Source organism: Carnobacterium sp. 17-4 (assembly GCF_000195575.1).
In the GTDB taxonomy this organism is placed as follows: Bacteria; Bacillota; Bacilli; order Lactobacillales; family Carnobacteriaceae; genus Carnobacterium_B.
Genome location: NC_015391.1, coordinates 1,594,294 through 1,620,699, shown reverse-complemented (window position 1 = coordinate 1,620,699; position 26,406 = coordinate 1,594,294). Strand labels below are relative to the sequence as shown.

The following is a 26,406-nucleotide window of genomic DNA, read 5'->3' as shown; positions in this document are numbered from 1 at the left end:
GTGTCTCAAGGAGAAAAATTTACCAAAACGAAAAAGATAATAATAGTATTAATGGATGTTGTTTTATATCATCTATCTATTCTTCTTTCTTTTTATGTACGCTATAAAAGTGACATTCCTATATATAATTATAATGCTTATGAGAATTCAATTTTCTATATTTTAATTTTATTTGTGTTATTAAATTTATTATTTGGAGTGTACGTTTTTTATAATAAATCTATTGCAGATTTTTTATATTTTACTATTATAATACAATTAATTATGACCATATCAATCATGGCATTAACTTTTTTTGGTAGATGGTTTACTTTTCCAAGATCAGTATTATTGATTAGTTTTATTTTTAGTACATTTATCTTATTCTGTTGGCGTGTAGTTGTTTATAAATTTTATGAACGTTTCAGTGGAAGTAAACAAGTAATGGTTGTTGGAACTGAAAAAGATATTAAAAATGCAATATTCAATATTGGAAATGCAAAAAGTAAAAGACATATAGTTAAATATGCTGTAGTATCTAGCTATTATATCAATGTAAAGAAATACCTTGACGAGGTGGATATTGTTTATTTAGCTAGTGGACTAAGTGAAAAAGAAAAAGAAAATATTTATAATTTGTTAGTTCATGAAAAGAAAAAATTGTTTTTAACAACTAGCTTTGATAATTTATTATTGGTTAATCCAAATATTATGAATATTGAGGATGAGAGTATTATTGAAATTTCTAATTTTGAAATTTCTTCTGAAGATGATTTAATTAAACGCATAATGGATATTCTTTTTTCTATTATTCTAATCATGGTTACATCACCATTTATGTTGATAACATCTTTATTAGTCAAGTTAACTTCTGAAGGACCAGTACTATACAAGCAAGTAAGAATTACCAAAGACGGTAAAGAGTTCAATGTTTTAAAATTTAGAAGTATGAGTGCAACTGCTGAAAAGGACTCAGGTCCGATTTTAGCATCTTCTAATGATGCTAGGGTAACAACAGTTGGTAGATACATTCGTTCTTTAAGAATTGATGAATTACCACAATTGTTTAATGTTTTAAAGGGCGATATGTCTGTAGTAGGACCTAGACCTGAACGTCCATTTTTTGTAGATCAATTCCAAAAAGAGAATCCTCATTATTATTTGCGCCATAATGTTAGAGCGGGTATTACAGGATACGCTCAGGTATACGGTAAATATGCATCAGATTTTAATAGCAAACTAAATTTTGATTTGTTATATATTAAAAAGTATTCACTTTTACTTGATGTGAAAATCATGTTGCAAACAATAAAAATATTATTTGATAAAGTTTCTTCTAAAGGATTAGATGAGGAAGAAGAAAAAAGTAAAGAAATTCCAAATGATATAACTTACTTGGTTTAATTTGTAAATGAAAGGATAAGGTGAAATGGAGAATACTCCTTTTTTCAGCATAGTTATGCCTGCATACAATTGCGAAAGTTCAATAGGCCTAACTATTGACAGTGTATTGGCTCAATCATTTACTGAATTCGAATTGATTATTATAAATGATGGGTCTGCAGATAGTACAAAACAAGTAATTGAACGTTACCATAATAAAGACTATCGAGTGAAGTTTAAAACCATTCAAAATGGCGGACCAGGTAATGCAAGAAATAAAGGTATTGAGTTAGCTAATGGAAACTATTTGTTATTTATTGATTCAGATGATGTAATGAAAGAGCACACACTAAGTACTTACGCCAGCTATATAAATGAAAAAAATGTGGATTTAATTATTTCTTCTTATAATTTGAAGGTGTTAGATGGCGATGTAGTTGTCGACACTCGTGAAGTAGAGGCTCCTGAACTAATGATAAATACTGATAAAGAATTTCTAAATAATATCTATCCTTTAATGAATAAACAGTTAATGTATGTTGTTTGGAACAAATTATATAAACTATCTATTGTGAAGGGAAATAATGTAGTTTTCCCAGCGTATAATAGTTGTGAAGATAGATTATTTAATATTCAATATTTTCATCATGTGAACAGTTGCAAAGTGGTTAATGACGTTCTTTATAATTATTCATTTGATGGACGAAATAGTTTAACAAATAAATATTTTGATAATAAATTTGATACATTTGTAGAATTTTACCGGGAACTAATACTCCTGACTGAAAAAAATCGTAGAGGATCTAGTGCTCTGTTTCTTAAAGGCGTCATGTCTTGTATAATCCCCTTACACAGTAAAAGTTGTAAGTTAAGTTATCGTGATAAATTAGAGTATATTAGAGAAATTGTGAATTTTCCGGATGTAAAGAAAGCCGCTGACGAAACCCTTTTAGATACTAAAATGAGGAAAGTAATGAAAATATTGTTTGAGTCAAAATCTGTGCTTTTAAATTATACAGCTTCAAAAATAATGTATTCAATTAGTACAACTTCACCAAAAACAATTGAAAAGTTTAAAAGAAGATTTTAAAAGAAAGGTTTGAGAAAATAATGAACAAACCATTGAGAGTTCTCCATTTTCAAGGACGGATGGGAAAAGGCGGAGCTGAAACTTTTATGATGAATGCTTACCGTAATATTGATCGCTCAAAATTTCAATTTGATTTTTTAATTTACAACGATTTTGTAGATGTTAAACCATACAATGCAGAAATTCATGAGTTGGGTGGTCATATATACGCTGTCCCTAATCCTAAAAAAAATATTGTTGGATATATAAAAGGTGTTAATGCTTTATTGAAAGAAAAACATTTTGACATAGTTCATAATGAAGTGTTTTTTGGTGGAGGACTAAATTTATTATTAGCTAAGTGGGCTGGGATTGAAAAAAGAATTATTCATAGTCATGCTACCAAAGATGGGAAAAAAAGTAATTTATTTTTGACCACAGCGCGTAAAATTTTTGATTATTTGATGAAAGTGAATGCAACTGATTATTTAGCTTGTTCAACTGAAGCAGGGGTTGGTCTTTATGGTGAAAATCAACCGTTTATTTTTGTTCCTAATGGCATTGATATAGATATGTATCGGAATGTACCTGTAAAAAAAGAAATTATTAGAAAAAGCCTAAATATACCTAAAGAAGCTTTTGTTGTAGGAAACATAGGAAGGTTCGAAGAGCAAAAAAATCATTTTTTCCTAATTGATATTTTTGAAGAGATAGTTCAGAAAAATCCTAATAGTTTTCTAATCTTAATAGGTGAAGGCTCTTTACGGAATAAAATAGAAGAAAAAGTTCTTTCAAAAAAACTAACAAAAAAAAGTCTTATTTTTAGGTATAAGAGATGATATTCCAAATTTATTAACAGCTATGGATGTTCTTGCAATGCCTTCTTTGTATGAAGGGTTACCAATTTCAGCTGTAGAAGCTCAAGCAGCAAATATTAAATTAATTCTTTCAACTGAAGTTTCTTCTGAAACAAAACTATCTAAAAATGTCCACTTTATTAAATTAGAAGAAAGTGTAGAAAAGTGGGCTGAAATAATACTCGAAAAACCATACGGTAATGAGCCTCTTCCGGAATTATCACAATATGATATGAAATATACAGCTATGTTATTAGATGAAATTTACTCAAAATGAGGAGGACATGTACTTGAAGAATTTACCTACTTTAGATGAATTAGTATTTTTTCTTAAAGATAATATAAAAATAATTATCACCACGACAGTTTTGTTCTTTTCTATATTTTTATTAGGCATAGGTTATACAATTTACACAGACAGTAAAATTGATGAGAATACTAATATTTTAGAAAAACAAGAAGTTAAACTTAGTGAACTGAATCAGGATATACCTTTTGAGGCACAACTAGAACCTGAAGAGATAAAATTAATTATGAAAAATCTTCAAAAAGATGAAGGAATGGCTTTTAGTTTCTATATGGAAAACGATGTAGGTGAGCCCTTTTTAGCTAATTCATTAATGAATGAACTTTTAACTTCTGAAGATGTACTTAAAAAAATTGAAGAAGAAACGGGTACTTCTATTGATCCTAGTCCTGAACTTGCAGTTCAAGTAACACTAAATCCAAATACCCAAGTAATGACTTTAAAAGTTGGAACAGGAGATAAGCAAAAAAATCAGTTGATTGCAGATGCTTATTTTAATATGATTTCTAATGAGGATAGTTCTTTCTTTGATAACAAAACGGTTTATGTTGTCACGGAACCTGAAGTAATTAAGAGCTACGAAATTGAATCAGAGTCAATCCCTAATTCTGATTTAGATATTAATGTTGAAGAAAGATTTTCTTACAAAAAAATCATTTTGTACACTGCTATAGCTTTATTAATCAGTATTTTTGGTGGGATTATTATAGCACTAATCAGAAACTTATTAAAAAAAGAAGTTACCGATATATACGGGTTTGCTTTCAAAGATAATGATACAATATTGAATATAAGCAATAACAAATATCAGAATAAAAATGAAAAGTATGATCAAATGATACATGCAATACTTCATCCAGAAAGAGATACAAAACTTATACTTTCTGAAGAAGAATTAGACAATTATATTGTTGAAAAGTTAATGGATAAACCTAATATGAAAACTAAGAAAAATCAAAATTCTATTCTATTTAGTAGTTCTGTATCATCAGTTAATCCTACATTATCATTTGATGAAGTTATAATCATATGTAAAAAGCATTATACTACGAAGAAATGGTATGAAACACAAAGAGAATTACTGAAGATTTATAAAAGTGAGATAAAAGTGATTTTAATATGATAAATAACGGAGGCCCAATATGTTTTTTTATGTAAGTATTTTTGTTATCTTGCTTATTTTAGCGACTATCGAAGTAGTATTGAGAAATAAAAAGATCTCTATTATAACTGGTAGTATACTTGCTATCGTAGCGGGATTCCGTTTTTATACAGGATATGATTTTAACTCATATGGAAAATTTTATTCAGAGATTGAAAAATTCTCTGATGTTTTTAATGGGAAAATAGAAGCAGAAAGTGGTTTTCTATTTTTAAATTATCTTTTTAAGTCTATGGGCTTTAATTATTATACATTTATATTATTTTTTTCTTTCGTGAGCTTAATTTTACTAACTAATTTCGTTTATAAATTCACTCCATTTCCTTCTTTAGTATTACTTTATTATTATGCTAGATTTTTTTTGGTTCGTGATATGGGACAAATTAGATCTGCAATGGCATGTATTATAATCTTATACTCTATACCATATATATTAAATAAAAAGCCATTTAAATTTTTACTTATTACTTTTATAGCTTCGTTATTTCACATAACAGCTTTGTCATTTATAATTGTTTATATTTTTCACTATCTATTCAAGCATTTGACATTAAAAAATATATTTTCTCTATTAAGTATTAGTCTCATAATTGGAATAATTGTACAAATTCCCCAAATATATATTTGGGCAATTCCTGATCGGTACAATGCCTATTTTACTAGCCCAAATTATACAAATGGACAATGGATTTTTAATCCAATATTGTGGATGCAATTAGTTCTTTTTTTTGCAGCAGTATTTTTAGCTTATCCAAAAATACAAGAAGAAAAGGATAGATTTAATTTATTACTAAAAATATATTTTATAGCGTCCTTAATATTAATATTTACTGGAACTTTAAGTACTGTGGGTGGGAGATTAGGTACTTTATTTTCTACTAGTGAAATACTTATTGTACCAACTTTATTTTCATCTTTTAGTAAAAATAAATTAATTAACCTATTTCTATTTTTTGGATTTACTTTTGTAGTCTTTTGTTTAATATTTATTATTTCTGGAACGTATATAGACTATATACCTTATGAGACTATTTTCAGTTTTTAGGATTTTTTGAAATTTGTTATTAGTATAATAAGAATTAAAATTAAAGGATGAATTGAATGAATGAACCACTAATTAGTGTTGTAATACCTACATTTGATAGACCGTTCTTTTTAAAAAGAGCAATTGAGAGCGTTATTAAACAAGACTATAAAAATATAGAGATTGTCGTTGTTGTGGATGGATTCTCTGCTAGAACTGGAGAATATATTGAACAAGCTAAAAAAATGAGTAATATAGAAATTAATTTGATTCAAACAAATACTAAAGTTGGTGGAAGTGAAGCAAGAAATATAGGTGTAAAAAAAGCTAATGGAGAATTAATAGGTCTGTTAGACGATGATGATGAATGGTTTAGTGATAAATTAAGTAGTCAGATGGATTTAATTAATAAAAATCAATTGTCAATTGATGATGATTTTCTATGCTTTACGTCACTAGAAAGATATAAAAAGCCAAATCAAAAAAAATATGATAAATTACCAAATGTTGATTATAAAAATAGCGGTAAAAAAACAATTTCCGACTATTTATTTGAAACAAAAGGATTAAAAAATATAGGATTTATTCAAACTTCAACCGTGCTTGTTCCCAAACACATTCTGATTGAAACGCCTTTTACTAAAGGACTGATCAAGCATCAGGATTGGGACTGGTTGCTAAATGTCGATAATAGCTATGATTTAACAATAATACAAGTTGAAGATCCAAAGATAATTTATCATTCTGATGTACCCATGGATTCTAGAGTTGGGTATATTAATAGATGGAACTTTACTGAACAGTGGTTAGAAACCCATAAAGAATTTTTCTCAAAACTAGCGTATGAAAGTTTTATATTAAACTATATTCTACTTGGTATTGCTTCTGACAAAAATCTTAGCAGAACACAAAGAAGACTAGAAATAAAAATAAGATATCAAAATTTATCTGTAACAACTAAATTTAGACCATATACTTGGAAAATTATTATTTATATGATGAAAAATAATGATTAGGCAATTTCGAATAAGTAAATGAATTATTCTTAAAAGAGAGGTGCCCAATGAAAAGAATAGGTTATACTAATGATTCATATCCTGAAAGAAGAACTATTATAAATGGTAATCTTCACCCATTAAAAAAAGTGAAAAGTTTAAATACTTATTATCCACATACAGCATTAAAAAGAATCCCCCTTATAGGTAGAAATGCAGTAGTTTATTTTAAAGATATAGTTTTTAACAATGAAGGTGTAGACGGATTACATCTTTTTAACACTGTTACGAATAAAAAAATCCCATGGATTTCAACTTTTGAAACTTACATTCCTCGAACTTCGGCAACATCATTTTTAAACAATAAAAACCCTGCTAAAAAGAGTATAAAAGAAAAGAATAGAACAGAAAAATATGTGAAAATATTAGCAAAAGATCATTGCAAAAAAGTGATATCGTTATCTAAAAATAACTATGAAATGGAATTGAATTTTTTAGAATTTTTTCCACAATATAAAAATATTATTAAGAAAAAAATGATTCAAATAAACCCACCACAAGAGAAATTGATGGAAAAATCGGAAGTGGAGCTAAAGGTAGTTAACTCTATTTTAAAATTTTTGTTTGTTGGAAAAGACTTTACTCGTAAAGGTGGTAAAGAGATACTAGATGTATTTTCCAAGATTAAAGAAGAGCATCATTTCGATTTTGAACTAACAATTGTTTCCCTAGGCAAAAGCTATAATTATGCTTTTGGTAAATATCAAGATACTGAAGAAGAAATACAAGAGATGAAAAATAAACTAAGAAATACAGATTGGATAAATTTTTACGAAAGTTTAGACAATAAAAAGTTACTTGAGATGATGAAAAATAGTGATGTGGGCTTGTTGCCAACTTGGGCAGATACTTATGGCTACTCAGTTTTAGAATTTCAAGCATCTGGCTGCCCTGTTATCACAACTAATGTTCGGGCTCTTCCAGAAATAAATAATACTACTATTGGATGGATGATTCAGCTTCCTCTAGATAATTCAGGTGAAGTTGAAGTGAGTAGCATTACCAAAAAGCAAACACTACGAGCTCATCTACAAAATTCACTGGAAAAAATTGTTTTAGAAATTTTAGAGAATCCGCAACAAATTAAAGAAAAAAGCATACAATCATATGATGCGGTATCAAAAAATCATTCAGTTAAAGGATACATGGAAAAGTTAAGTGAAATCTATTCTGAAAATTTTTAGTATACTTATTGCGAAATTTTATTGTTATTTATAAGTATAGTTTAGGAATGGCTCTATTATTTAAGTTGATGTATTTATGTAAGAGAGAAGGGCTATTAAAATATGGGGAATGTAAAGATTTCGGTTATTGTACCTGTTTATAACGTTGAAAACTATCTGGAAGATTGTATTGAAAGTGTAATTTCTCAAAAAAATTTCCCGGATATTGAGTTGATTCTTATTGATGATGGATCTACGGATCAGTCAAGTAAGATTATTAAAAATTATACAAAATCTTATACTAATATACTAGGTTATTATCAAGAAAATGCTGGTCAAAGTAAGGCTAGAAATAAAGGCATTCAAAATGCAAAAGGCAAATATATTTATTTTTTAGATAGTGATGATTTAATACCTGATTTAGCCATGGAGCACCTATATAATTTAGCAGTTAAAGAAGATTTAGAATTAATTTTATTTGAAGGGAAATCTTTTTTTGATAAATCTGTAGATAACATGAAAATTGGAAATATGAACTATGAAAGAAATAAGGTATATGACAAAACATTAAATGGACAAGATTTATTTATAGAAATGACAGTAAATAAAGATTTTTACGCATCGCCTTGCTTGCAATTTATAAAGAAAAAAGTGCTTCTAGAAAATAGTGTTTATTTTCTAGAAGGCATTATACATGAGGATGAATTGTTTAGTTACCAACTTTTAATGAAGAGTAAAAAAGTTAAATGCATTAAGGATAAGTTATTTTATCGAAGAATACGTTTGGATTCTACTATAACATCCCTAAATTATGAACGTCGTATTGAATCTCTTACCAAAGTTATTCAAAAAACTATAGAATTTAATAGTCATTTAGAAGAAACTACTGTAGAAATGGATGATGCTCTTAATAGTAGAGTTAATCATCTTCTAGGCCAATGTATTATCTATTGTATGAAAATGAGTTTAAAAGATAGAAAAAATAATTATATACAATTAAAAAATATTAAACTTATAATTATAAACAATGGGTATAGTGTATATAGAAAATATATTTTTTATTTTAAACATCCAGAAATATACAGAATATTACAGAAGGTATTAATTACAATTAGAAAAATTAAAACTCTGAGCTGAAATAGATTGTAAGAATTGATGCACTTAAAAAAAAATAGAATTTTCTAATTTATTTGTTTTACTCGTTAATTATCTTATATTATTCTTTTTTTATTGAGGATTAGATTATTAATTCATTTTATAGGGTGTAACAGTTTATAAAATTGGTATTATAGGTTCAAATTGATTTCAAAAATGTATATGAAAAATAGTTAGTTGTAAATGAAAAAAGGTCAGTTTATACTGGTCTTTTTTCATTTATTAATAGAATGTGAACAACTATTAACTGTTTTAATAAAAGAACAATGTAATTTAATTTTGTTAACTTTCATATGTTATACTAGAATGGTATCATTTTTTTATAATATGTTTGGAGGATTGTTAGTTGAAAAAAAATAATAGAAAAAAGTTGTTTTTTACCTTGTCTAGTGGAATGTTATTGTCATTAGGAACAAATCAAGAAGTTATCTACGCAGCTGAAGCAAAACAGCCTGAAATAATAAATAATATTGAATTAGTCAATAATGCAATTGTTATTGAAGACATTACTGCTTATAGCATGGAAGGTGAAAATAAGGTAGAAGTTAAAGATTTGATTGAACAAATAACCATTACTCAAATAGATGAAAAAACATATAAAGTATCAGGTAATACATTAGAAAATAGTGAAGTTATTCTTGTCATTGATGATACTGAAAAGTTTATGGGTATCTCAAATGAAGACGGCAACTTTGAAATAGAGATTAAAGAGTTAGCAGAAGCTTCGTCTGTGAGAGCTTTTATAAAAGATAATCAAGATAATACATATTCTGTAGAGTTTCCATTAGCAGATCTTATTCAACAATTAGAGATAATTGAGCAACCTGTAAATGATGATGTATCTGAAGCAGAAAAACCCACTGCCGAAGAATCAACGCCAGTAGTAGAAGAACCAACAGAAATACCAAGCGAAGAGGAAGAATCAGCACCAGTAGTAGAAGAACCAACAGAAATACCAAGCGAAGAGGAAGAATCAGCACCAGTAGTAGAAGAACCAACAGAAGTACCAAGCGAAGAGGAAGAATCAACGCCAGTAGTAGAAGAACCAATAAAGGTACCAAGTGAAGGTGAAGAATCAACGCCAATAGTAGAAGAACCAACAGAATTACCGAGTGAAGAAGGAAAATCAGCGCCAGTAATAGAAGAACCAACAAAAGTACCGAATGCAGTAAAAGAAACTGTAACTGAAAAAGAAATTCCTAAAACTAATACGATACAAACATTTACTATGGCTAAGACCACAGCTACACGTACTGCCGTAAATGGTGTTTATACAGTTAAGTCTGGAGATTTTTCTGGAGCCATTGCAAGTTCATTTGGCATTTCATTAGCACAATTACTAGATTGGAATCCTCAAATAAAAAATGCGAATGTAATTAGTGTAGGGCAAAAAATTAATGTAACAAAAGCTGCTTATGAAAAATACTTAAATGATAATAAAGGAAATAATCAAGCTCAACCTCGTCCTTTCAAAACAAATCAAGAATTTATAGATTTTATAACGCCTTATGCTGTAGAGATTGCAAACGCATATGGCAAAGACCAATTGTATGCATCTGTAATGATTGCTCAAGCTGCACATGAAAGTGCATTTGGTCAAAGTTTACTTGCTTCTCCACCATACTATAATTTATTTGGAATTAAAGGATCGTATAATGGTCAAACAATTCCGATGGGAACTTGGGAAGATGTAAATGGCGGTATTATAAACATTACTGCTAATTTTAGAGATTATCCTTCTTATTATGAATCAATGATGGATTATGCTGATTTGCTTAGAACTGGGTTAACAGGATCTCCTAATTTTTATGCCAAAGCATGGGTTAAAAATACAAACTCTTATAAAGATGCTACAAAGTTTCTTACTGGAACTTATGCTACTGATACGCAATATAATGTTAAGGTTAATAACATCATTGAGCAGTATAATTTAACTCAATATGACTCATATATTGTTGATTCAGATTTGAAAGATACGGTAAATGTTTCATATAATGCATTAATATCTTTAAGCGGTTATACAATAGATTCTAGACCTTGGGGTACCGCTGGATACCAGACGTTAGACAAAACAAATACTTATTTAGGTTCGGAAGTAAAAGTTACAAAAGAAACTTCAAATGGAAAATATGCATTGGTAACTTATAATGGAAATGTACTAGGTTGGGTAGATAAAACAGCTTTAGAAATGTCTACGAAAATAGGAGATGTATCATCTTCAGTACCGGTTAGTTACAAAGCAAAAATTTCTAAATCAGGTTACTCAATCGATACGCTACCATGGGGAACTTCTGGATATCAAACTTTGGCTAAATCTACGGATTATGTTGGACAAGAAATTGAAGTCGTTAAAGAAGCTAAGAATGGAACTTATTCATTGATTTCCTTGAATGGTAAATTGCTAGGTTGGGTGGATAGCAATGCTATATCAACTTATGATGTTGAAGTAAATATTCCCGCTTCACATACTACTTCATATGAAGCAATTATTAATGAAGCGGGCTATTCAATTGATACTAAACCATGGGGGATGAGTGGATACCATACACTTAACCAAACTTCTGATTATCTAGGCAGAACAATTGAAGTAGTAAAACAAACAAATAATAACCAGTATGTTCTAATCTCTCATGATGAAAAGTTATTAGGTTGGGTAGACAAAAAAGCATTAAAAATTTATGAAGTTGTGACGGATATTGCATCATCTCAACCAGTTAATTATAAAGCAGTTGTTGATAAAAATTCATATTCCATTGATACAATGCCATGGGGTACTGTTGGATACCAAACGATCGCTAAAACTACTGATTATGTAGGTACTGAAGTTGATGTCATCAGAAAAAAAAATAGTTATGTTCTGATTTCTGTTAATGGAGAAGCAATAGGATGGGTAGATAAAAATGCTTTGAAGTCATATAATGTTGTAACAGATATTACAGGAGCAAATTCAGTTTCATTTACTGGAATTGTTTCGAAATCAGCTTTTTCAATTGATACTAAACCATGGGGAACTTCTGGATATCAAACCGTTGGGAAAACTACAGATTATGTTGGGACTCCTGTTAAAGTAACAAAACAAAAAGGATCTTATGTATTAATCGAAACAAATGGACAATCATTAGGCTGGGTAGATAGAAAAGCTATACAGCTGTATACAGTGGATGCTGCTATTCCCTCATCTAAAAATGTTTCATATAGTGCTGTTGTAGCAAAATCAGCTTTTTCAATTGATACTAAGCCATGGGGAACTAAAGGCTATCAAACGGTTGCAAAGACCAATAATTTTATTGGGAAAAAAGTGGACGTTATGAAAGAAACTGGAAATGGTAAATATGTTTTAATTTCATTAGATGGTGTTACTTTAGGCTGGGTAGATAAAAAAAGCCTTAACTAATAAAAAATTAAAATTAAGAAAGGATAATTTCGAATTAAGTTCGGAGTTATCCTTTTTTTAATATTATTAAAATTATAATTGCAAAATATTATTCTACTGGTACAATAAAAAAGAAAAGTACATATAATTAATGTGACTGTTTATAAAGACTGTCAAGAAAAGGGTGAAGAAATGTCACAATCAAGATCTGAAATGAGAGGTAATTCAAGTAACAAACCAAAGAAAAAGAGAAAAGGTTTGAAAATTTTTCTGATTATTGTATTAGTAGTTTTTATTGCATTAGGCGTGTTTGTTTGGAAAATTTATAGTGATGTAGCTGGAACAACTGAAAAAATTTATAAAGATGTTGAAACAGAAGAGGTTCGTGGAAGTACTGTTGATATAAGCAAAAAAGAACCGTTCTCTATTTTAATGTTGGGTGTGGATACAGGAGATTTAGGAAGAACTGAGCAAGGACGTTCAGACACAATGATGGTCATGACTGTAAATCCAACTACAAATAAAGCAACAATGGTTAGTATTCCTCGTGATACACGTACTGAAATCGTAGGTCACGGAACAACTGATAAAATCAATCATGCCTATGCATTTGGTGGAACATCCATGTCAGTAAATACTGTACAAAATATGTTGGATATTCCAATCGATTATTATGTTGAAGTGAACATGAAAGGATTACAAGATATTGTTGACGCAGTTGGAGGAGTTCAAGTCACCAGCCCATTAACATTCTCATATGAAGGGTATAACTTTACAGAAGGTGAATCTATTTCACTAGACGGTAAAACTGCACTTGCTTATTCTAGAATGCGTTATGAAGATCCAAATGGAGATTATGGCCGTCAAGAACGACAACGACAAGTCATCCAAGCAACGTTAGAAAAAGTGGCTTCTTTATCAACAATTTCAAATTATCAAGACATTTTAGGTTCTTTAGAGAATAATATGCAAACAAATCTTGAATTTAACGATATGGTAAAAATATTTAATAATTATCGTTCAGCAGCAGGAAACATTGAGCAAGTTCAATTAAAAGCTGAGGGTACAACAATTGATGGAATATACTATGGAATTGTTTCGGATGAAGAAATGAGCAGAGTTTCTGGAATATTGAAAGAACAACTGAAACTAAATTAACAATGGAGACACTATGTGCTTTGTAGTGTCTTTTTATTTTAAGCAAGTTCATATAAAAGTGTGTGAGGACAGTGGAACTGATTGTTTTTATATAAGTAATCTGCTATTATTAACCTGTTAGTTTTAATTTTCCAGTTTTGTTTAATATAAAAATTAAAGGAGTAATCAATTTGAAAATTACAGTAGTTGGAACGGGATACGTTGGACTATCCAATGCCGTTCTTTTAGCACAACACAATGAAGTAACAGCATTAGAAATTATTGAAGAAAAGGTAGAATTAATCAATAATAAAAAGTCTCCTATTGTAGATAAAGAGATTGAAGAATACTTAGCAATAAAAGAGTTGGATTTAAAAGCTACAATGGATAAAACAACTGCTTACCAAGGTGCTCAGTACGTTATCATCGCTACACCGACAAACTATGATGATAAAAGGAATTACTTTGATACGTCAACAGTCGAAGGTGTTATCGAAGATGTTCTTAAATACAATCCAAAAGCGACAATGATTATCAAATCAACTGTACCTGTGGGATACACTAAAGAAACGAAAGAAAAATATGGTGTAGACAATATTATTTTTGCTCCAGAATTCTTACGTGAAGGAAAAGCACTTTATGATAACCTTTATCCATCACGTATAATTGTAGGAGAAAACTCAGAAACAGCTGAAGTTTTTGCAGACTTATTAGTTGAAGCTGCCATTAAAGAAAGCATTGATGTTTTATTCATGAATTCAACTGAAGCTGAAGCTGTTAAATTATTTTCTAATACGTATTTAGCATTGCGTGTAGCTTATTTTAATGAATTAGATACGTATGCAGAAGTTAGAGGTTTGGACACAAAATCGATTGTTGAAGGTGTAGGATTAGACCCAAGAATTGGTACACATTACAACAATCCTTCATTCGGTTATGGCGGTTATTGCTTGCCGAAAGATACGAAACAGTTGCTTGCTAATTATGAAGATGTACCGAATAACATTATTGGAGCGATTGTGGATGCGAATCGCACACGCAAAGATCATGTGGCAAATATGATTATAAAACTTGATCCAAAAGTAGTCGGTATTTACCGTTTGACTATGAAAACGGATTCCGATAATTTTAGAGCTTCATCTATACAAGGCATCATGAAACGGATTAAAGCAAAAGGAATTGAAGTGGTCATTTATGAACCTGTTATGAAAGACGAAACCTTCTATAATTCAAAAGTTATTCGTGATTTTGAAGAATTTAAAAAAGTGTCAGATGTAATTGTTTCAAATCGCTTAGCGGAAGAGTTGATGGATGTACAAGGAAAAGTCTATACACGAGATTTATTTCATACTGATTAATAATTAAGTGTATGAAAGAATATAATGGAGGTAAAAGATATGTCAAAAGTAAGAAAAGCTGTTATTCCCGCAGCAGGATTAGGAACACGTTTTTTACCAGCTACTAAAGCTACTGCCAAAGAAATGCTCCCAATCGTGGATAAACCGACTATTCAATTTATTATTGAAGAAGCGATTGATTCAGGGATTGAAGAAATCTTGGTCGTTACTGGAAGAAGCAAACGGTCGATTGAAGATCATTTTGATTCTAACTTTGAATTAGAGCAAAATCTTCAAATGAAAGAAAAATACGAATTGCTTAAATTAGTTGAAAGTACAACGAAAATTAAATTACATTTCGTTCGTCAATCGTATCCTAAAGGCCTTGGAGATGCAGTTTTACATGGGAAAAGTTTCATAGGAAACGAACCGTTTATTGTGTTACTTGGTGATGATTTAATGACTGATGACATTCCGTTAACAAAACAATTGATGAATCACTACGATGAAACCGGGTCTTCGGTACTAGCTACGATGCGTGTACCGCATAAAGAGACTTCTAAGTATGGAATTGTTGACATTGATGGAGAAGTTTCTACAGACTTGTATAAAGTTAGTCACTTTGTTGAAAAACCAAAACCAGAAGATGCTCCGAGTGATTTAGCGATCATTGGGCGTTACTTATTAACACCTGAAATTTTTGAAGTATTAGAAAATCAAGAACCTGGTGCTGGAAATGAAATACAATTAACAGATGCAATTGAAACATTAAACAAAACACAACAAGTCTTAGCTCATGAATTCAAAGGGAAACGCTATGATGTTGGAGACAAGTTCGGTTATATGATGACTAATATTGAATATGGACTTGAACATAAAGAAATAAAAGATAATTTAAAAGAATACATTATTCAATTAAGTAAGGAACTAGATGGCAGAGAGTAATGCAAAAAGTAAAGAGCTTAAATAAGCTCTTTACTTTTTTTAGAATACCAACAATACAAATTACTGTGAATGTTGAGATGATATTTATAAAAAAATAAAAATTATAGTTCACAGTCAAAATTGATATGGTATACTATTTAATGTCGCTGAAAATAAAATCAGTTATCAAAAAAAGGTATACGCAGGAGGAAAACATGGAAGAAGAAATTAGTTTATCAGAATTATTTGCTACACTAAAGAAACGTTTGTCAATGGTAGTTAGTTTAAGTCTAATTGGTTTAATAGTAGCAGCTGGATTTACCTTTTTCATCGCAACACCACAATACAATGCAACAACTCAAATATTGGTCAATCGTACAACAGAATCCACAGAAGGACTGCAACTGAATGATATCAACTCTAATGTGCAAATGATCAATACATACAAAGATATTATAAAAGGACCAGTTATTTTAAATGAAGTCCGAGAAAATTTAGGAACAAAATTAACTACAATTGAATTATCTGAGAAAATAGAAATTACAACGCAAGAAAACTCACAGGTTTTTTCATTAACTGTAACTGATGAAAGCCCATACGAATCTGCAGAGATTGCAAATTCCGTTGCAACAACATTTCAAGATGGCATTGGAAACATCATGAATGTGGAAAACGTGACGATTATTTCTGAAGCTGTCCCTAATACAAATCAAATTTCACCAAATAATCTATTGAATTTAGTGATAGGTTCACTAGTTGGAGTAATATTAGGTGTGGGAATTGCCTTCGTACTAGAATTTATGGATAAATCTGTCAGAGATGAACGTTTCATTACAGAAACATTAGGCTGGTCAGTATTAGGAAGTGTTTCTGAAATGTCAAATGATGAATTGCATGCTGAAGTAAAAGTTAAGCGACCAGAGGTAAATTCAAGAAGAACAAAAAGTAGAGTATAAGAGGTGATAGAGATGTTTAACAAAAAAGAAAAAAAACTTGATAATAACGAACGACCAAGTTTAGTTACACTAACAAGACCAAGTTCAGTAATTGCTGAACAATTTAGAACGATACGTACCAATATTCAATTTTCAATGGTAGATAAAAATCTCAAGACACTAGTTATTACGTCAGCTGGACCTGGCGCAGGTAAATCAACAATATCAGCTAATTTAGCTGTTACTTTTGCTATGCAAGGCAAAAAAGTTTTAATCGTTGATGCGGATATGCGTAAACCGACAGTCCATAAAACATTTCGTTTGCCTAATCGTGATGGTTTGACAACATTATTGACTGAAAGAGATGTTGAAATAAAAGATATCGCTCATCGCTTAGATACAGAAGGATTATTTGTTATTACAAGTGGTGTTATTCCACCAAATCCGTCTGAGTTATTAGCATCAAACCGAATGAATCAATTAATGTCAGAATTCGAAGAACTATTTGACTTGATTATTTTTGATATGCCACCTGTTATCGCAGTTACGGATGCTCAAGTGATGTCAAGTAAAACAGATGGCACCATTTTTGTTGTTAACAAAGATGGTGCAGATAAAGAAATGGTAACAAAATCAAAAAACTTACTTGAAAAAGTAAACGCAAATGTTATTGGTGTAGTATTAAATCGAGTAGAATTAAAAGGAGATAATTATTATTACTATTATGGAGAAGAATAAAATACGAATGTGTTCTTCTGTGTCATAAGGGATAAATCAAGAAACTAGGAATATCTTAATTGCCAAAAATGGAGGGGAATAATTTCCAGATCAAGCCAGTATGATTTTTGTGAAAATTGCATGAAAAATATCATTAGTCAAGTGTTGAGAGGGTTGTAGGATGTATAAAATAGCGAATAGTGGTTGGTTAAAGCATTTTGATTTCATGTTATTTGATATTTTATTATTGGAAGCTGCATTTATTAGTGCATATAAAATTCGTTTCGGTTTCTCCTCACTAATCGAAACACCTAACTATTCAGTGTTAGGTGTAATTCTTCCTATTTTGCATATCTTTATTGTTTTTTTCACTGAGGAGTATTCAGGGATATTGAAAAGGGGATATCTGAAAGAATTTAAAGCGGTTTTGCAACATAACCTTATATTGTTTGCAATGTTAACTTCCTATTTGTTTGCGACACAGCAATCAGTATATTATTCCCGCAGTGTTTTCTTCATAATATTTGGGATTAATATCATTTTTTCTTGTATGGGCAGAGCTTTTGTGAAGAAGGCATTGCTGTTTGCTTATTCAAACGAAAAAAATTTGCGATATATGTTGGTTGTGACTTCAACAAAAGTAGAAGTAGAGAAAATAATGCGACAGCTTCAAGAAGGAAAGTATAATAATTATGTCGTGAAAGGGCTCGTAATTGTAGATGACGATATGGAAAGTCATACAATTAAAGGAGTCCCAGTTGTAGCGAATAATGATACTCTTTATGAATATCTTCGAGTAAATACGGTTGATGGTGTCTTTATCAATCTCCATAATTCACATAATGAGATGGATGAAATAGCTACTAAATTGGTAGAAATGGGAGTCACAGTTCATATTTCTTTGACTCACCTATCGAGTGAGATGCCGAATAAGGTGGTTGAGGAAATTAACGGTTTTACAGTCTTAACAACAAGCATCAAAATGGCAACCAACCGTCAGTTATTTATAAAGAGAGTTATTGATATCTGTGGAGGATTGTTCGGATTGTTCGCAACTATAATCGCATTTGTCATAATTGCACCGATTATTTATATTCAGTCTCCTGGCCCAATTTTCTTCTCGCAAGAAAGAGTGGGGAGAAATGGCAGACGTTTCCGTATTTACAAATTTCGATCTATGTATATGGATGCTGAGGAACGGAAAAAAGAATTGATGATACATAACAAGATGGTTGGTTTGATGTTCAAGATGGACAACGACCCACGGATTATGCCAATTGGTAAATTCATTCGTCGTGTTTCGATAGATGAACTACCACAGAGTATAAATATTCTTAAAGGTGATATGAGCCTTGTGGGAACAAGACCACCTACAGTTGATGAATATGAAAAATACAAATTACATCATAAGCGCAGACTAGCGGCTAAACCAGGATTAACTGGTATGTGGCAAGTAAGTGGCAGAAGTGACATTACTGATTTTGAAGAAGTTGTTAAACTAGATACAGAGTATATCCAAAATTTTTCTTTGAGTTTGTATCTGAAAATTCTCTTTAAAACAGTAGGGGTTGTATTAAGAAAAAAAGGTTCAGTATAACTTAATACTCATAAAATTATATTTTGAGTTTGTGAAAGTATAGATTTTGAAAAAACAATATTTGAGTTAGAAAACCCAAAAATAGTAGAGATAAGTTAGGGGAAATCTGACAATTAAAAACACTGAGAGTGTAGAATTTTTTTAGTACAGAAAATAGTATTTATTATCTGTACTGTCAAACCGGCCTAGTCAAACTGACTTTTTACAAAAAAAACTTTTATAATGTCTGATAAGGTAACTTATTCAAAATCACTATAAAGGACTGATTCTATGTATTGTGATGCTGAAGGAAAATCAGAAAAAATTTTAAAGTATAACAAAGTTAATGTAGACATGTTTAAAATCGAAATGCCCAAAGGATAACCAATATCGATTCTTTTTACGAAAGTATATTTTAGATGGATTACCACAACTCATTAATGTATTAAAAGATGAAATGACCTTAGCTGGACCAAGTCCTACACCGGTTTGTTAAGTTGCTGAGTACACGAGTTACTATAAAATGGGTAATTATTATTCGAGATATCACAGTGTTGTGGCAACTAGGAGCCGTAGTTCGTTATCATTTAATCAAATGGTTGAACTTGATATAAATTTTATTTTAAGTCAAGTTTTTTTGGTAATTTGAAAATATTAATAAAAAACCTTTTCAGTATTATTTTAGAGCGAAATTGCCTTTTAAAATATACTTATTAGGAATATGAAATCGGAGTGAAGGTAATGAATATTTTAATATTAGGAGCAGCTGGTTTCATCGGAAGTAATCTTACACTTAAACTAGCAAAAGATAAGGATAATATAATAACATTATTTGATAGAGAAAACGCAAATTTTTCACATATATTAAATCAAAATTTTTCAAATATTGTAATAACTAAAGGAAATTTTAACAAGGAAACGGATTTCTTAAATCTTACAAAAAATCAAGATATGATATATCATTTGATAAGTACTTCAATTCCTTCTAATTCAAATAAACAAATTGCTGGAGAAATTGAAGCAAATGTAATTGTTACGATACATTTGCTAGATGCATGTGTGAAAAACAATGTAAATAAAATTGTGTTTTTATCATCAGGTGGAACAGTATATGGAAAGACAAATACAAAACTACTAACAGAAGAAATGGGTACAAATCCAATTTCAACATATGGAGTTCAAAAGTTAGCCATTGAAAAAGTTCTCTACTTATATAACTATTTATATAAATTAGATTATAGAGTAATAAGATTAGCAAACCCTTATGGGCCTTATCAGAAACCTAATGGAGTTCAAGGAGCGGTTACAACTTTTATATACAAAATTTTACTAGGTGAAAAAATTCAAGTATTTGGGGATGGTACAGTAGTTCGTGACTTTATTTACATTGATGATGCTATAAATGGAATTATAAATATTGCAAATGGTAATAGTAAAGATCGAGTATTTAACCTTGGTTCAGGAATAGGTAAAAGCATAAAAGAAGTTATAGATTCGATTCAAAGTGTCCTACAATTAGAAGCAAGTGTAGAATATATCGCGAGCAGGTCAGTTGATGTACCAACTAATGTGTTAGACATAGATAAATATGAAGAGAATTATGGAGAATTCAAAACAATTAATTTAACAGAAGGAATTAAAAAAACTGCAGAATTTATGAGGGAAACGTATGGTATTTAATAATAATGAAAATAAAAAACAACATGTTTTTATAATAGGATCGAAAGGAATACCAGCAAAATATGGTGGTTTTGAATCTTTTGTAGAAAATCTTACTTACTATAAAAAAAGTTCGAATATTCAGTATCATATAGCTTGTATGGTTAATTCAGTGGACTATAATACTCTAGAACCTAATTTTGAATATAATAATGCAGATTGTTTTAACATTGGGGTTCCAGATATTGGCCCTGCTAAAGCTATTATTTATGATTTGAAATCTTTAAAACACTGTTTACAATACATAAAAGAAAAGAATATACAAAAACCAATTATTTATATTTTAGCTTGTCGTATCGGACCTTTCATTAGTCATTATAAGAAACAAATTAATAAATTTGGGGGCGAAATTTATGTTAATCCAGATGGACATGAATGGAAAAGAGCTAAGTGGAACTTTCTAGTAAGAAAATATTGGAAATTTTCAGAACGTCTTATGGTAAAGCATGCAGATTTACTTATTTGTGATAGCAAAAATATAGAAATATATATAAAAAATGATTACAAAAAATACAATCCTGAGACAAGTTTTATTGCATATGGGGCAGATACTGAAAAATCAAAATTGGAAAATAGTAATAGAATACTTATAGATTGGTATAAAAAAAATAATATTATACCAAAACATTACTATCTTGTAGTAGGAAGGTTTGTACCAGAAAATAATTACGAAACTATGATACGCGAGTTTATGAAGTCTAATACTGAAAAAGATTTTGTATTGATAACTAATATTGAAAACAATGATTTTTTTAGTAAGTTAAAAAAATCTACTAGTTTTGATAGAGATAAGCGAATTAAATTTTCAGGCACAGTGTATGATCAAGAACTTTTAAAAAAAATAAGAGAAAATGCTTTTGGTTATTTACATGGTCATGAAGTAGGAGGAACAAATCCATCTTTATTGGAATCTCTTGCTATTACTGATTTAAACCTGTTATTAGATGTTGGATTTAATTATGAAGTTGGCGAAAAAGGGGCCATATATTGGAGTAAAAACAATAAGGACTTAGCTAGTTTAATTCAAAAAGCAGATAAAATGACTTTAACAGAAATTGAAAAAATTGGAAAAAGAGCGAAAATACGTATTAAGGATTCATACAGCTGGAGCAAAATTGTGTCAGAATATGAAAATGCATTTTTAAGTATTAATAATAGAACATAGATGGAGGAATATCAGTATTATGATAAATATTTTATACTTACATGCAGGAGCTGAAATGTACGGTGCGGATAAGGTATTACTAGATTTAGTGAAAAATTTAGATAGAAGCAAGTATAATCCATATGTTATATTGCCTAGTGATGGTGTTTTAGTTGATGCTTTTAAAAAAAATAATATAAATGTTAAAATTGTACCCTATCCTATTATGCGAAGAAAAATATTTAATCCAATAGGAATTATTAAATATGGAATTGAATATATAAAATTTTCTAAACAACTTTTAAAAATCGCGAAAAATAAAAATATAAATGTTATACATACTAATACAGCAGCTGTTATGGAAGGTGTGTATGTTAGCAAAAAAATGAAAATACCTCAAATATGGAATATCCACGAAATTATAGTTAAACCAAAAGTTGTATTTAAATTAACAAGTTTTATAATTGCAAAAACCTCAAAAGTTGTAGTTACAGATTCTAATGCAGTTAAACTTCATTTAGAGTCATCAGAATTTTTTAATGGTAACATAAAAGTCATTTATAATGGTGTAAATAGTACAGATTTTAATCCAACAAATGATAGTAAATATCTGTATAAAGAATTTTCTATTCCTGAAAATTCACAGATTATCGGTATGATGGGAAGAGTAAACTCTTGGAAAGGCCAAAATGATTTTGTTCAAGCTGCAAATCTAATAATGAGCAAATATTCTGACGTATATACTATATTAGTGGGAAGCGCATTTGAGGGTGAAGAATGGCGCGTGGAACAATTAAAAAAAGATGTTTCTGAATCACCTTATCATGACAGAATTATTGTTGAAGGTTACCGAAATGATAGTAAAGGAATATATAAGTTGTATGATATGTTGATTTTACCAAGTACTAATCCAGATCCTCTACCTACTGTAGTCCTAGAAGCTATGGCTACAGGTAAGCCTATTATAGGTTATAAGCATGGAGGAGTTTGTGAAATGGTTGAGGAAGGATATAATGGTTTACTTGCAGAGGCTAATAATCCCGATGATTTAGCAAGTAAAATTGAAATATTACTTAAAGATCATCAGCTCAGAAAAAAAATGGGAGAAAATTCAAGAAAGAGACAACTTGAAATGTTTTCAATTAAATCATATGTTGAAAATTTTCAAGAATTATATGATTGTTTGACTGTCGCAAAGGAGCAAAAATAAGTACATGATTAATAAACGATTATTATTACTGGATAAACTACAGATTTTTTTTTCCATTGGTATTAAATTAGTAAGGGGCTTATTTTTCAAACCTTTTTTCAAAAGTTCTAAGGGATTATTATTTATTGGAAGAAATATTTCAATTCTTAATAAACAATATATTTCACTTGGCAAGAATGTTAAATTTGAAAGAAATAGTGAGATTCAAGGATTGAGCATAAATGGTATAGTTATTGGTAGTAATGTAACAATAGGCAATACTGCAATGATTAGACCATCAAGTTACTATGGGAGCGGGGAGATAGGCGAGGGATTCTTCATAGGAAATAATTCTTCATTGGGACCTTTTTGTTATATAGGATGTGCAGGTATGGTTAGAATTGGTGATAATGTTATGTTAGGGCCTAGGGTAAGCTTATTTGCTGAGAATCATAATTTTTCTGATTCTGAAACTAGTATAAAATTCCAAGGTATTAATAGAAAAGGGATTACTATTGAAGATGACTGTTGGATTGGTAGTGGTGTTATTATATTGGATGGAGTAACAATTGGAAAAGGTAGCGTAATAGCTGCAGGAACTCTGGTAGCAAAAGACATTCCAGCTAAAAGTATTGTAAAGGATAAAAGAAGTAAGATTATTACAAGGAGAGAGTAGGATTGGAGTAGATACAACGTCATGAAAAAATTATTATATGTGCGTAGTGGCCCATATGAATTAGATTTTAATAATTATAACTTACAGGAAATTGGTTTGGCTACTGCCTTTTGTAAGAAAGGCTATGATTGTGATGTAGTATATTATAGCAAAGAGAATAAAGATCAATTGATAAAAGTAGGTAATAATAGTATACGAATATTATGGAGAAAAGGGATTAAAATCTTAAGAAGTGGAATTTATCCTCAAATATTAAATAAAGATTTTTTATCTCAATATGATATTGTCATAGTGTCAGAATATAGTCAGATAATGTCTATTTTGATAAGTTATTTAAAAAAAGATGTATATTTATATAATGGTCCATATTATAATTTGTTTAAAATACCATTTGTAGAAAAAGTTTACGATAAATTATTTATCGGTATGTTAAAAAAAAATGTAAAAAAAACTTTTGTTAAATCTGAGTTATCTAAAGTATATTTAGATAACAAAGGATTAAATGATTCATTAGTTATAGGAGTAGGGTTGGACATTAAAAAGTATGAAATGGAAAATAAAGTTAATGAAGAGACTAAAAAATTAATCAATAAAATGATTAATAAGAGAAATTTATTATATGTAGGAAGTTTGATAGAAAGAAAAAATTTTGGCTTTCTTATTAAAGTTTTTCAAAAAATAAAACAAACTAAAAACTATAAAGATCTTCAATTAATAATTATCGGAAAAGGCAATAAAAGATATATAGATAGTTGTTTAATTGATTTATCAAGTGATGAAAAAAAATCTGTAATTATTTTTGATTTTATAGAAAACGGTCAGTTAAAAAACATATATCCATTAGCAGAAATATTTTTGTTGCCATCTACACAGGAAATTTTTGGTATGGTTATGTTAGAATCAATGTATTTTAGGACTCCAGTTATCTCCAGTTTGAATGGAGGATCCGGAACATTAATAAAAAGTGGATATAATGGAATAATTGAGAATGAGTTTGATATTACAAAGTGGGTAAATAGTACAATAAACCTTCTTGAAAATAAAGAAATTCGGGGTAAAATGGGAGAAAGTGCTCATGAAACTGTCAAAGATAAATATTTGTGGGATAGCATATGTGAAAAAATGATTATTAATATGGATGCTAGTATTTAATTAAAAAAGTTGAAAAAATCGCCAAACTCTTACCTAGGATAATGTACCTGAATAGTTACTAACTCTGACTCAAAAATTAGTACTTGTATTATTAAAATGAGGTACGGAAAAGTTTGAAAGTCAAAAAAATATAAAGTGGTGTAATATGTATGATCAATAAAATAACAAAAAATCGAACTATAACTAATGAGAATATTTTATTTTATTCTGCTTACGCTATGATGGTTATATCATCTTCATTAATTGTGAACATAGAATCTCGATTATTTTATGCAACAAAAATAATTTCAGTGTTATTGTTTATAAGTACTCTATTTTTACAGAAAACTACACCTAAAACTATTATTAAAAAATTAATAATAGTTATTATAATAGTGATAGTATTTTATCAAACAAAATCTATTTCATTGCTTTATTTTACTGTAGCAGTTATTGCTTCAAAAAATATTAAATTAGAAAAGATAGCTTACTTAGATGTTTTTTTTAGGTTTAGTGGTTTATTTATCACGATAACATTATTTTTATTAGGCATAATAGAAGAATATAATTTATATCGTATTGATGAAGGAGTCAGTAGTATAAGACATTCTTTAGGATATGCACATCCTAATACTTTATTTATGCATGTATTTATTATCGCAATAGATATAATAGTTTTAAGGTACAATAAATTAAATTTTAAAACCCTTTTAATTCTAAATTTTTTTTTAGGAGTGTTTTCTAATATTACTAGCAGCCGAACGGGAATGATTGTATTCATTTGTTTATCCATATTAATTTTCTTGCAAAAGAAATTTAATATTTTAAATAAATCAAAAATAATAAGGATTATCATTACGTATTCTATTTCAATTTTTACTCTTTCAACTTACTTTTTAGTTTATGCGTATAACAATTCTAGTAGTTTAGTTTATATATTAGATACTATGATTACGGGTAGAATTAGAAGTGCTGCATATTATTGGAACACTTATGGATTATCTATTTTAGGTCAACCCACAAATAGGCTAAGTACTATAGACGCATTATTGACTAATCAACGTGCATACATATTGGATAATGTATATTTTAATTTATTGATTTCCCAGGGTGTAGTTTTTACAATAATTTATATAGTATTGTACACTAAGCTAATAAAAAAATTATTTAACGAAAAAAATGAAATTGCAATACTTCTCATTTTTACTTTTTTTGTGTATGGATTAACAGAGGGAATACCTCTCAATATTGAATTTAATTATACTGCATTGCTTTTAGGCAATATCATTGCACAAAAAAAATTGTCATTAAAAAAAACGATGGTGATTGAAACTTGACTTAATAAAATTATGTCATCATTTAGAATGTCATTTTTATAAGTGTTGAATAAAAAT

Annotated in this window: 22 protein-coding genes and 1 pseudogene; all 23 read left to right on the top strand. The window is 29.3% G+C overall.

Features of this window, described 5'->3' with window-relative positions; translation table 11 throughout:
* The 23 genes and pseudogenes from CAR_RS07795 (at position 1) to CAR_RS07695 (ending at position 26,349) form a co-directional block, all read left to right on the top strand.
* Complete coding sequence (locus tag CAR_RS07795) at positions 1 to 1,383, top strand: sugar transferase (RefSeq protein ID WP_013711165.1); 1,383 nt, start codon at positions 1 to 3, stop codon at positions 1,381 to 1,383.
* Between the two features lie 25 nt (positions 1,384 to 1,408).
* Positions 1,409 to 2,452 (top strand): glycosyltransferase family 2 protein, encoded by a 1,044-nt coding sequence (locus CAR_RS07790; RefSeq protein WP_013711164.1) that lies wholly within the window; start codon positions 1,409 to 1,411, stop codon positions 2,450 to 2,452.
* A 20-nt stretch (positions 2,453 to 2,472) separates the two neighbouring features.
* Positions 2,473 to 3,270: a glycosyltransferase gene (locus tag CAR_RS07785; protein ID WP_238526681.1), complete on the top strand. Its 798-nt coding sequence runs from the start codon at positions 2,473 to 2,475 to the stop codon at positions 3,268 to 3,270.
* 22 nt (positions 3,271 to 3,292) lie between these two features.
* Positions 3,293 to 3,565 (top strand): hypothetical protein, encoded by a 273-nt coding sequence (locus tag CAR_RS13340; RefSeq protein WP_013711162.1) that lies wholly within the window; start codon positions 3,293 to 3,295, stop codon positions 3,563 to 3,565.
* Between the two features lie 7 nt (positions 3,566 to 3,572).
* Positions 3,573 to 4,718, top strand: a complete 1,146-nt coding sequence (locus CAR_RS07780; RefSeq protein ID WP_148229399.1) for a hypothetical protein — start codon at positions 3,573 to 3,575, stop codon at positions 4,716 to 4,718.
* Between the two features lie 19 nt (positions 4,719 to 4,737).
* Positions 4,738 to 5,802 carry an EpsG family protein gene (locus tag CAR_RS07775; RefSeq protein WP_013711160.1) on the top strand — a complete coding sequence of 355 codons (1,065 nt, stop codon included), beginning with the start codon at positions 4,738 to 4,740 and terminating at the stop codon, positions 5,800 to 5,802.
* 56 nt (positions 5,803 to 5,858) lie between these two features.
* Positions 5,859 to 6,797 (top strand): glycosyltransferase family 2 protein, encoded by a 939-nt coding sequence (locus CAR_RS07770; RefSeq protein WP_013711159.1) that lies wholly within the window; start codon positions 5,859 to 5,861, stop codon positions 6,795 to 6,797.
* A gap of 47 nt (positions 6,798 to 6,844) precedes the next feature.
* Positions 6,845 to 8,020, top strand: coding sequence for a glycosyltransferase family 4 protein (locus CAR_RS07765; RefSeq protein WP_013711158.1), 1,176 nt, complete (start codon positions 6,845 to 6,847; stop codon positions 8,018 to 8,020).
* A gap of 102 nt (positions 8,021 to 8,122) precedes the next feature.
* On the top strand, positions 8,123 to 9,136 hold the full coding sequence (locus tag CAR_RS07760) for a glycosyltransferase family 2 protein (protein ID WP_013711157.1): 1,014 nt from the start codon (positions 8,123 to 8,125) through the stop codon (positions 9,134 to 9,136).
* A 364-nt stretch (positions 9,137 to 9,500) separates the two neighbouring features.
* A complete protein-coding gene (locus tag CAR_RS07755; protein WP_041556428.1) occupies positions 9,501 to 12,548 on the top strand; it encodes a GW dipeptide domain-containing protein in 3,048 nt (1,015 codons plus the stop codon).
* Between the two features lie 171 nt (positions 12,549 to 12,719).
* Positions 12,720 to 13,685, top strand: a complete 966-nt coding sequence (locus tag CAR_RS07750) for an LCP family glycopolymer transferase (protein WP_083806891.1) — start codon at positions 12,720 to 12,722, stop codon at positions 13,683 to 13,685.
* 170 nt (positions 13,686 to 13,855) lie between these two features.
* On the top strand, positions 13,856 to 15,022 hold the full coding sequence (locus tag CAR_RS07745; protein ID WP_041556426.1) for a nucleotide sugar dehydrogenase: 1,167 nt from the start codon (positions 13,856 to 13,858) through the stop codon (positions 15,020 to 15,022).
* A 39-nt stretch (positions 15,023 to 15,061) separates the two neighbouring features.
* Positions 15,062 to 15,946 (top strand): UTP--glucose-1-phosphate uridylyltransferase GalU, encoded by an 885-nt coding sequence (gene galU, locus CAR_RS07740; protein WP_041556424.1) that lies wholly within the window; start codon positions 15,062 to 15,064, stop codon positions 15,944 to 15,946.
* Between the two features lie 194 nt (positions 15,947 to 16,140).
* Positions 16,141 to 16,881: a YveK family protein gene (locus tag CAR_RS07735; RefSeq protein WP_013711152.1), complete on the top strand. Its 741-nt coding sequence runs from the start codon at positions 16,141 to 16,143 to the stop codon at positions 16,879 to 16,881.
* Positions 16,882 to 16,893: 12 nt separating this feature from the next.
* Positions 16,894 to 17,598 carry a CpsD/CapB family tyrosine-protein kinase gene (locus CAR_RS07730; RefSeq protein ID WP_013711151.1) on the top strand — a complete coding sequence of 235 codons (705 nt, stop codon included), beginning with the start codon at positions 16,894 to 16,896 and terminating at the stop codon, positions 17,596 to 17,598.
* 160 nt (positions 17,599 to 17,758) lie between these two features.
* Positions 17,759 to 19,174: a sugar transferase gene (locus tag CAR_RS07725; RefSeq protein WP_013711150.1), complete on the top strand. Its 1,416-nt coding sequence runs from the start codon at positions 17,759 to 17,761 to the stop codon at positions 19,172 to 19,174.
* 388 nt (positions 19,175 to 19,562) lie between these two features.
* Positions 19,563 to 19,649: pseudogene (locus CAR_RS13465) on the top strand (sugar transferase); the annotation flags it as partial.
* A 245-nt stretch (positions 19,650 to 19,894) separates the two neighbouring features.
* A complete protein-coding gene (locus tag CAR_RS07720) occupies positions 19,895 to 20,833 on the top strand; it encodes an NAD-dependent epimerase/dehydratase family protein (RefSeq protein ID WP_013711149.1) in 939 nt (312 codons plus the stop codon).
* The gene (gene cps2T / locus CAR_RS07715) at positions 20,823 to 22,037 is read left to right on the top strand and encodes a beta 1-4 rhamnosyltransferase Cps2T (protein ID WP_013711148.1); all 1,215 of its coding nucleotides are present in this window, start codon (positions 20,823 to 20,825) and stop codon (positions 22,035 to 22,037) included. The genes CAR_RS07720 and cps2T overlap by 11 nt, the downstream gene beginning before the upstream one ends.
* 19 nt (positions 22,038 to 22,056) lie before the next feature.
* Positions 22,057 to 23,226, top strand: a complete 1,170-nt coding sequence (locus CAR_RS07710) for a glycosyltransferase family 4 protein (protein WP_013711147.1) — start codon at positions 22,057 to 22,059, stop codon at positions 23,224 to 23,226.
* A 4-nt stretch (positions 23,227 to 23,230) separates the two neighbouring features.
* Complete coding sequence (locus CAR_RS07705) at positions 23,231 to 23,881, top strand: acyltransferase (protein WP_013711146.1); 651 nt, start codon at positions 23,231 to 23,233, stop codon at positions 23,879 to 23,881.
* Positions 23,882 to 23,902: 21 nt separating this feature from the next.
* The gene (locus CAR_RS07700) at positions 23,903 to 25,033 is read left to right on the top strand and encodes a glycosyltransferase family 4 protein (protein WP_013711145.1); all 1,131 of its coding nucleotides are present in this window, start codon (positions 23,903 to 23,905) and stop codon (positions 25,031 to 25,033) included.
* Positions 25,034 to 25,182: 149 nt separating this feature from the next.
* Positions 25,183 to 26,349: a hypothetical protein gene (locus CAR_RS07695; RefSeq protein ID WP_013711144.1), complete on the top strand. Its 1,167-nt coding sequence runs from the start codon at positions 25,183 to 25,185 to the stop codon at positions 26,347 to 26,349.
* The last annotated feature ends 57 nt before the right edge of the window (positions 26,350 to 26,406 follow it).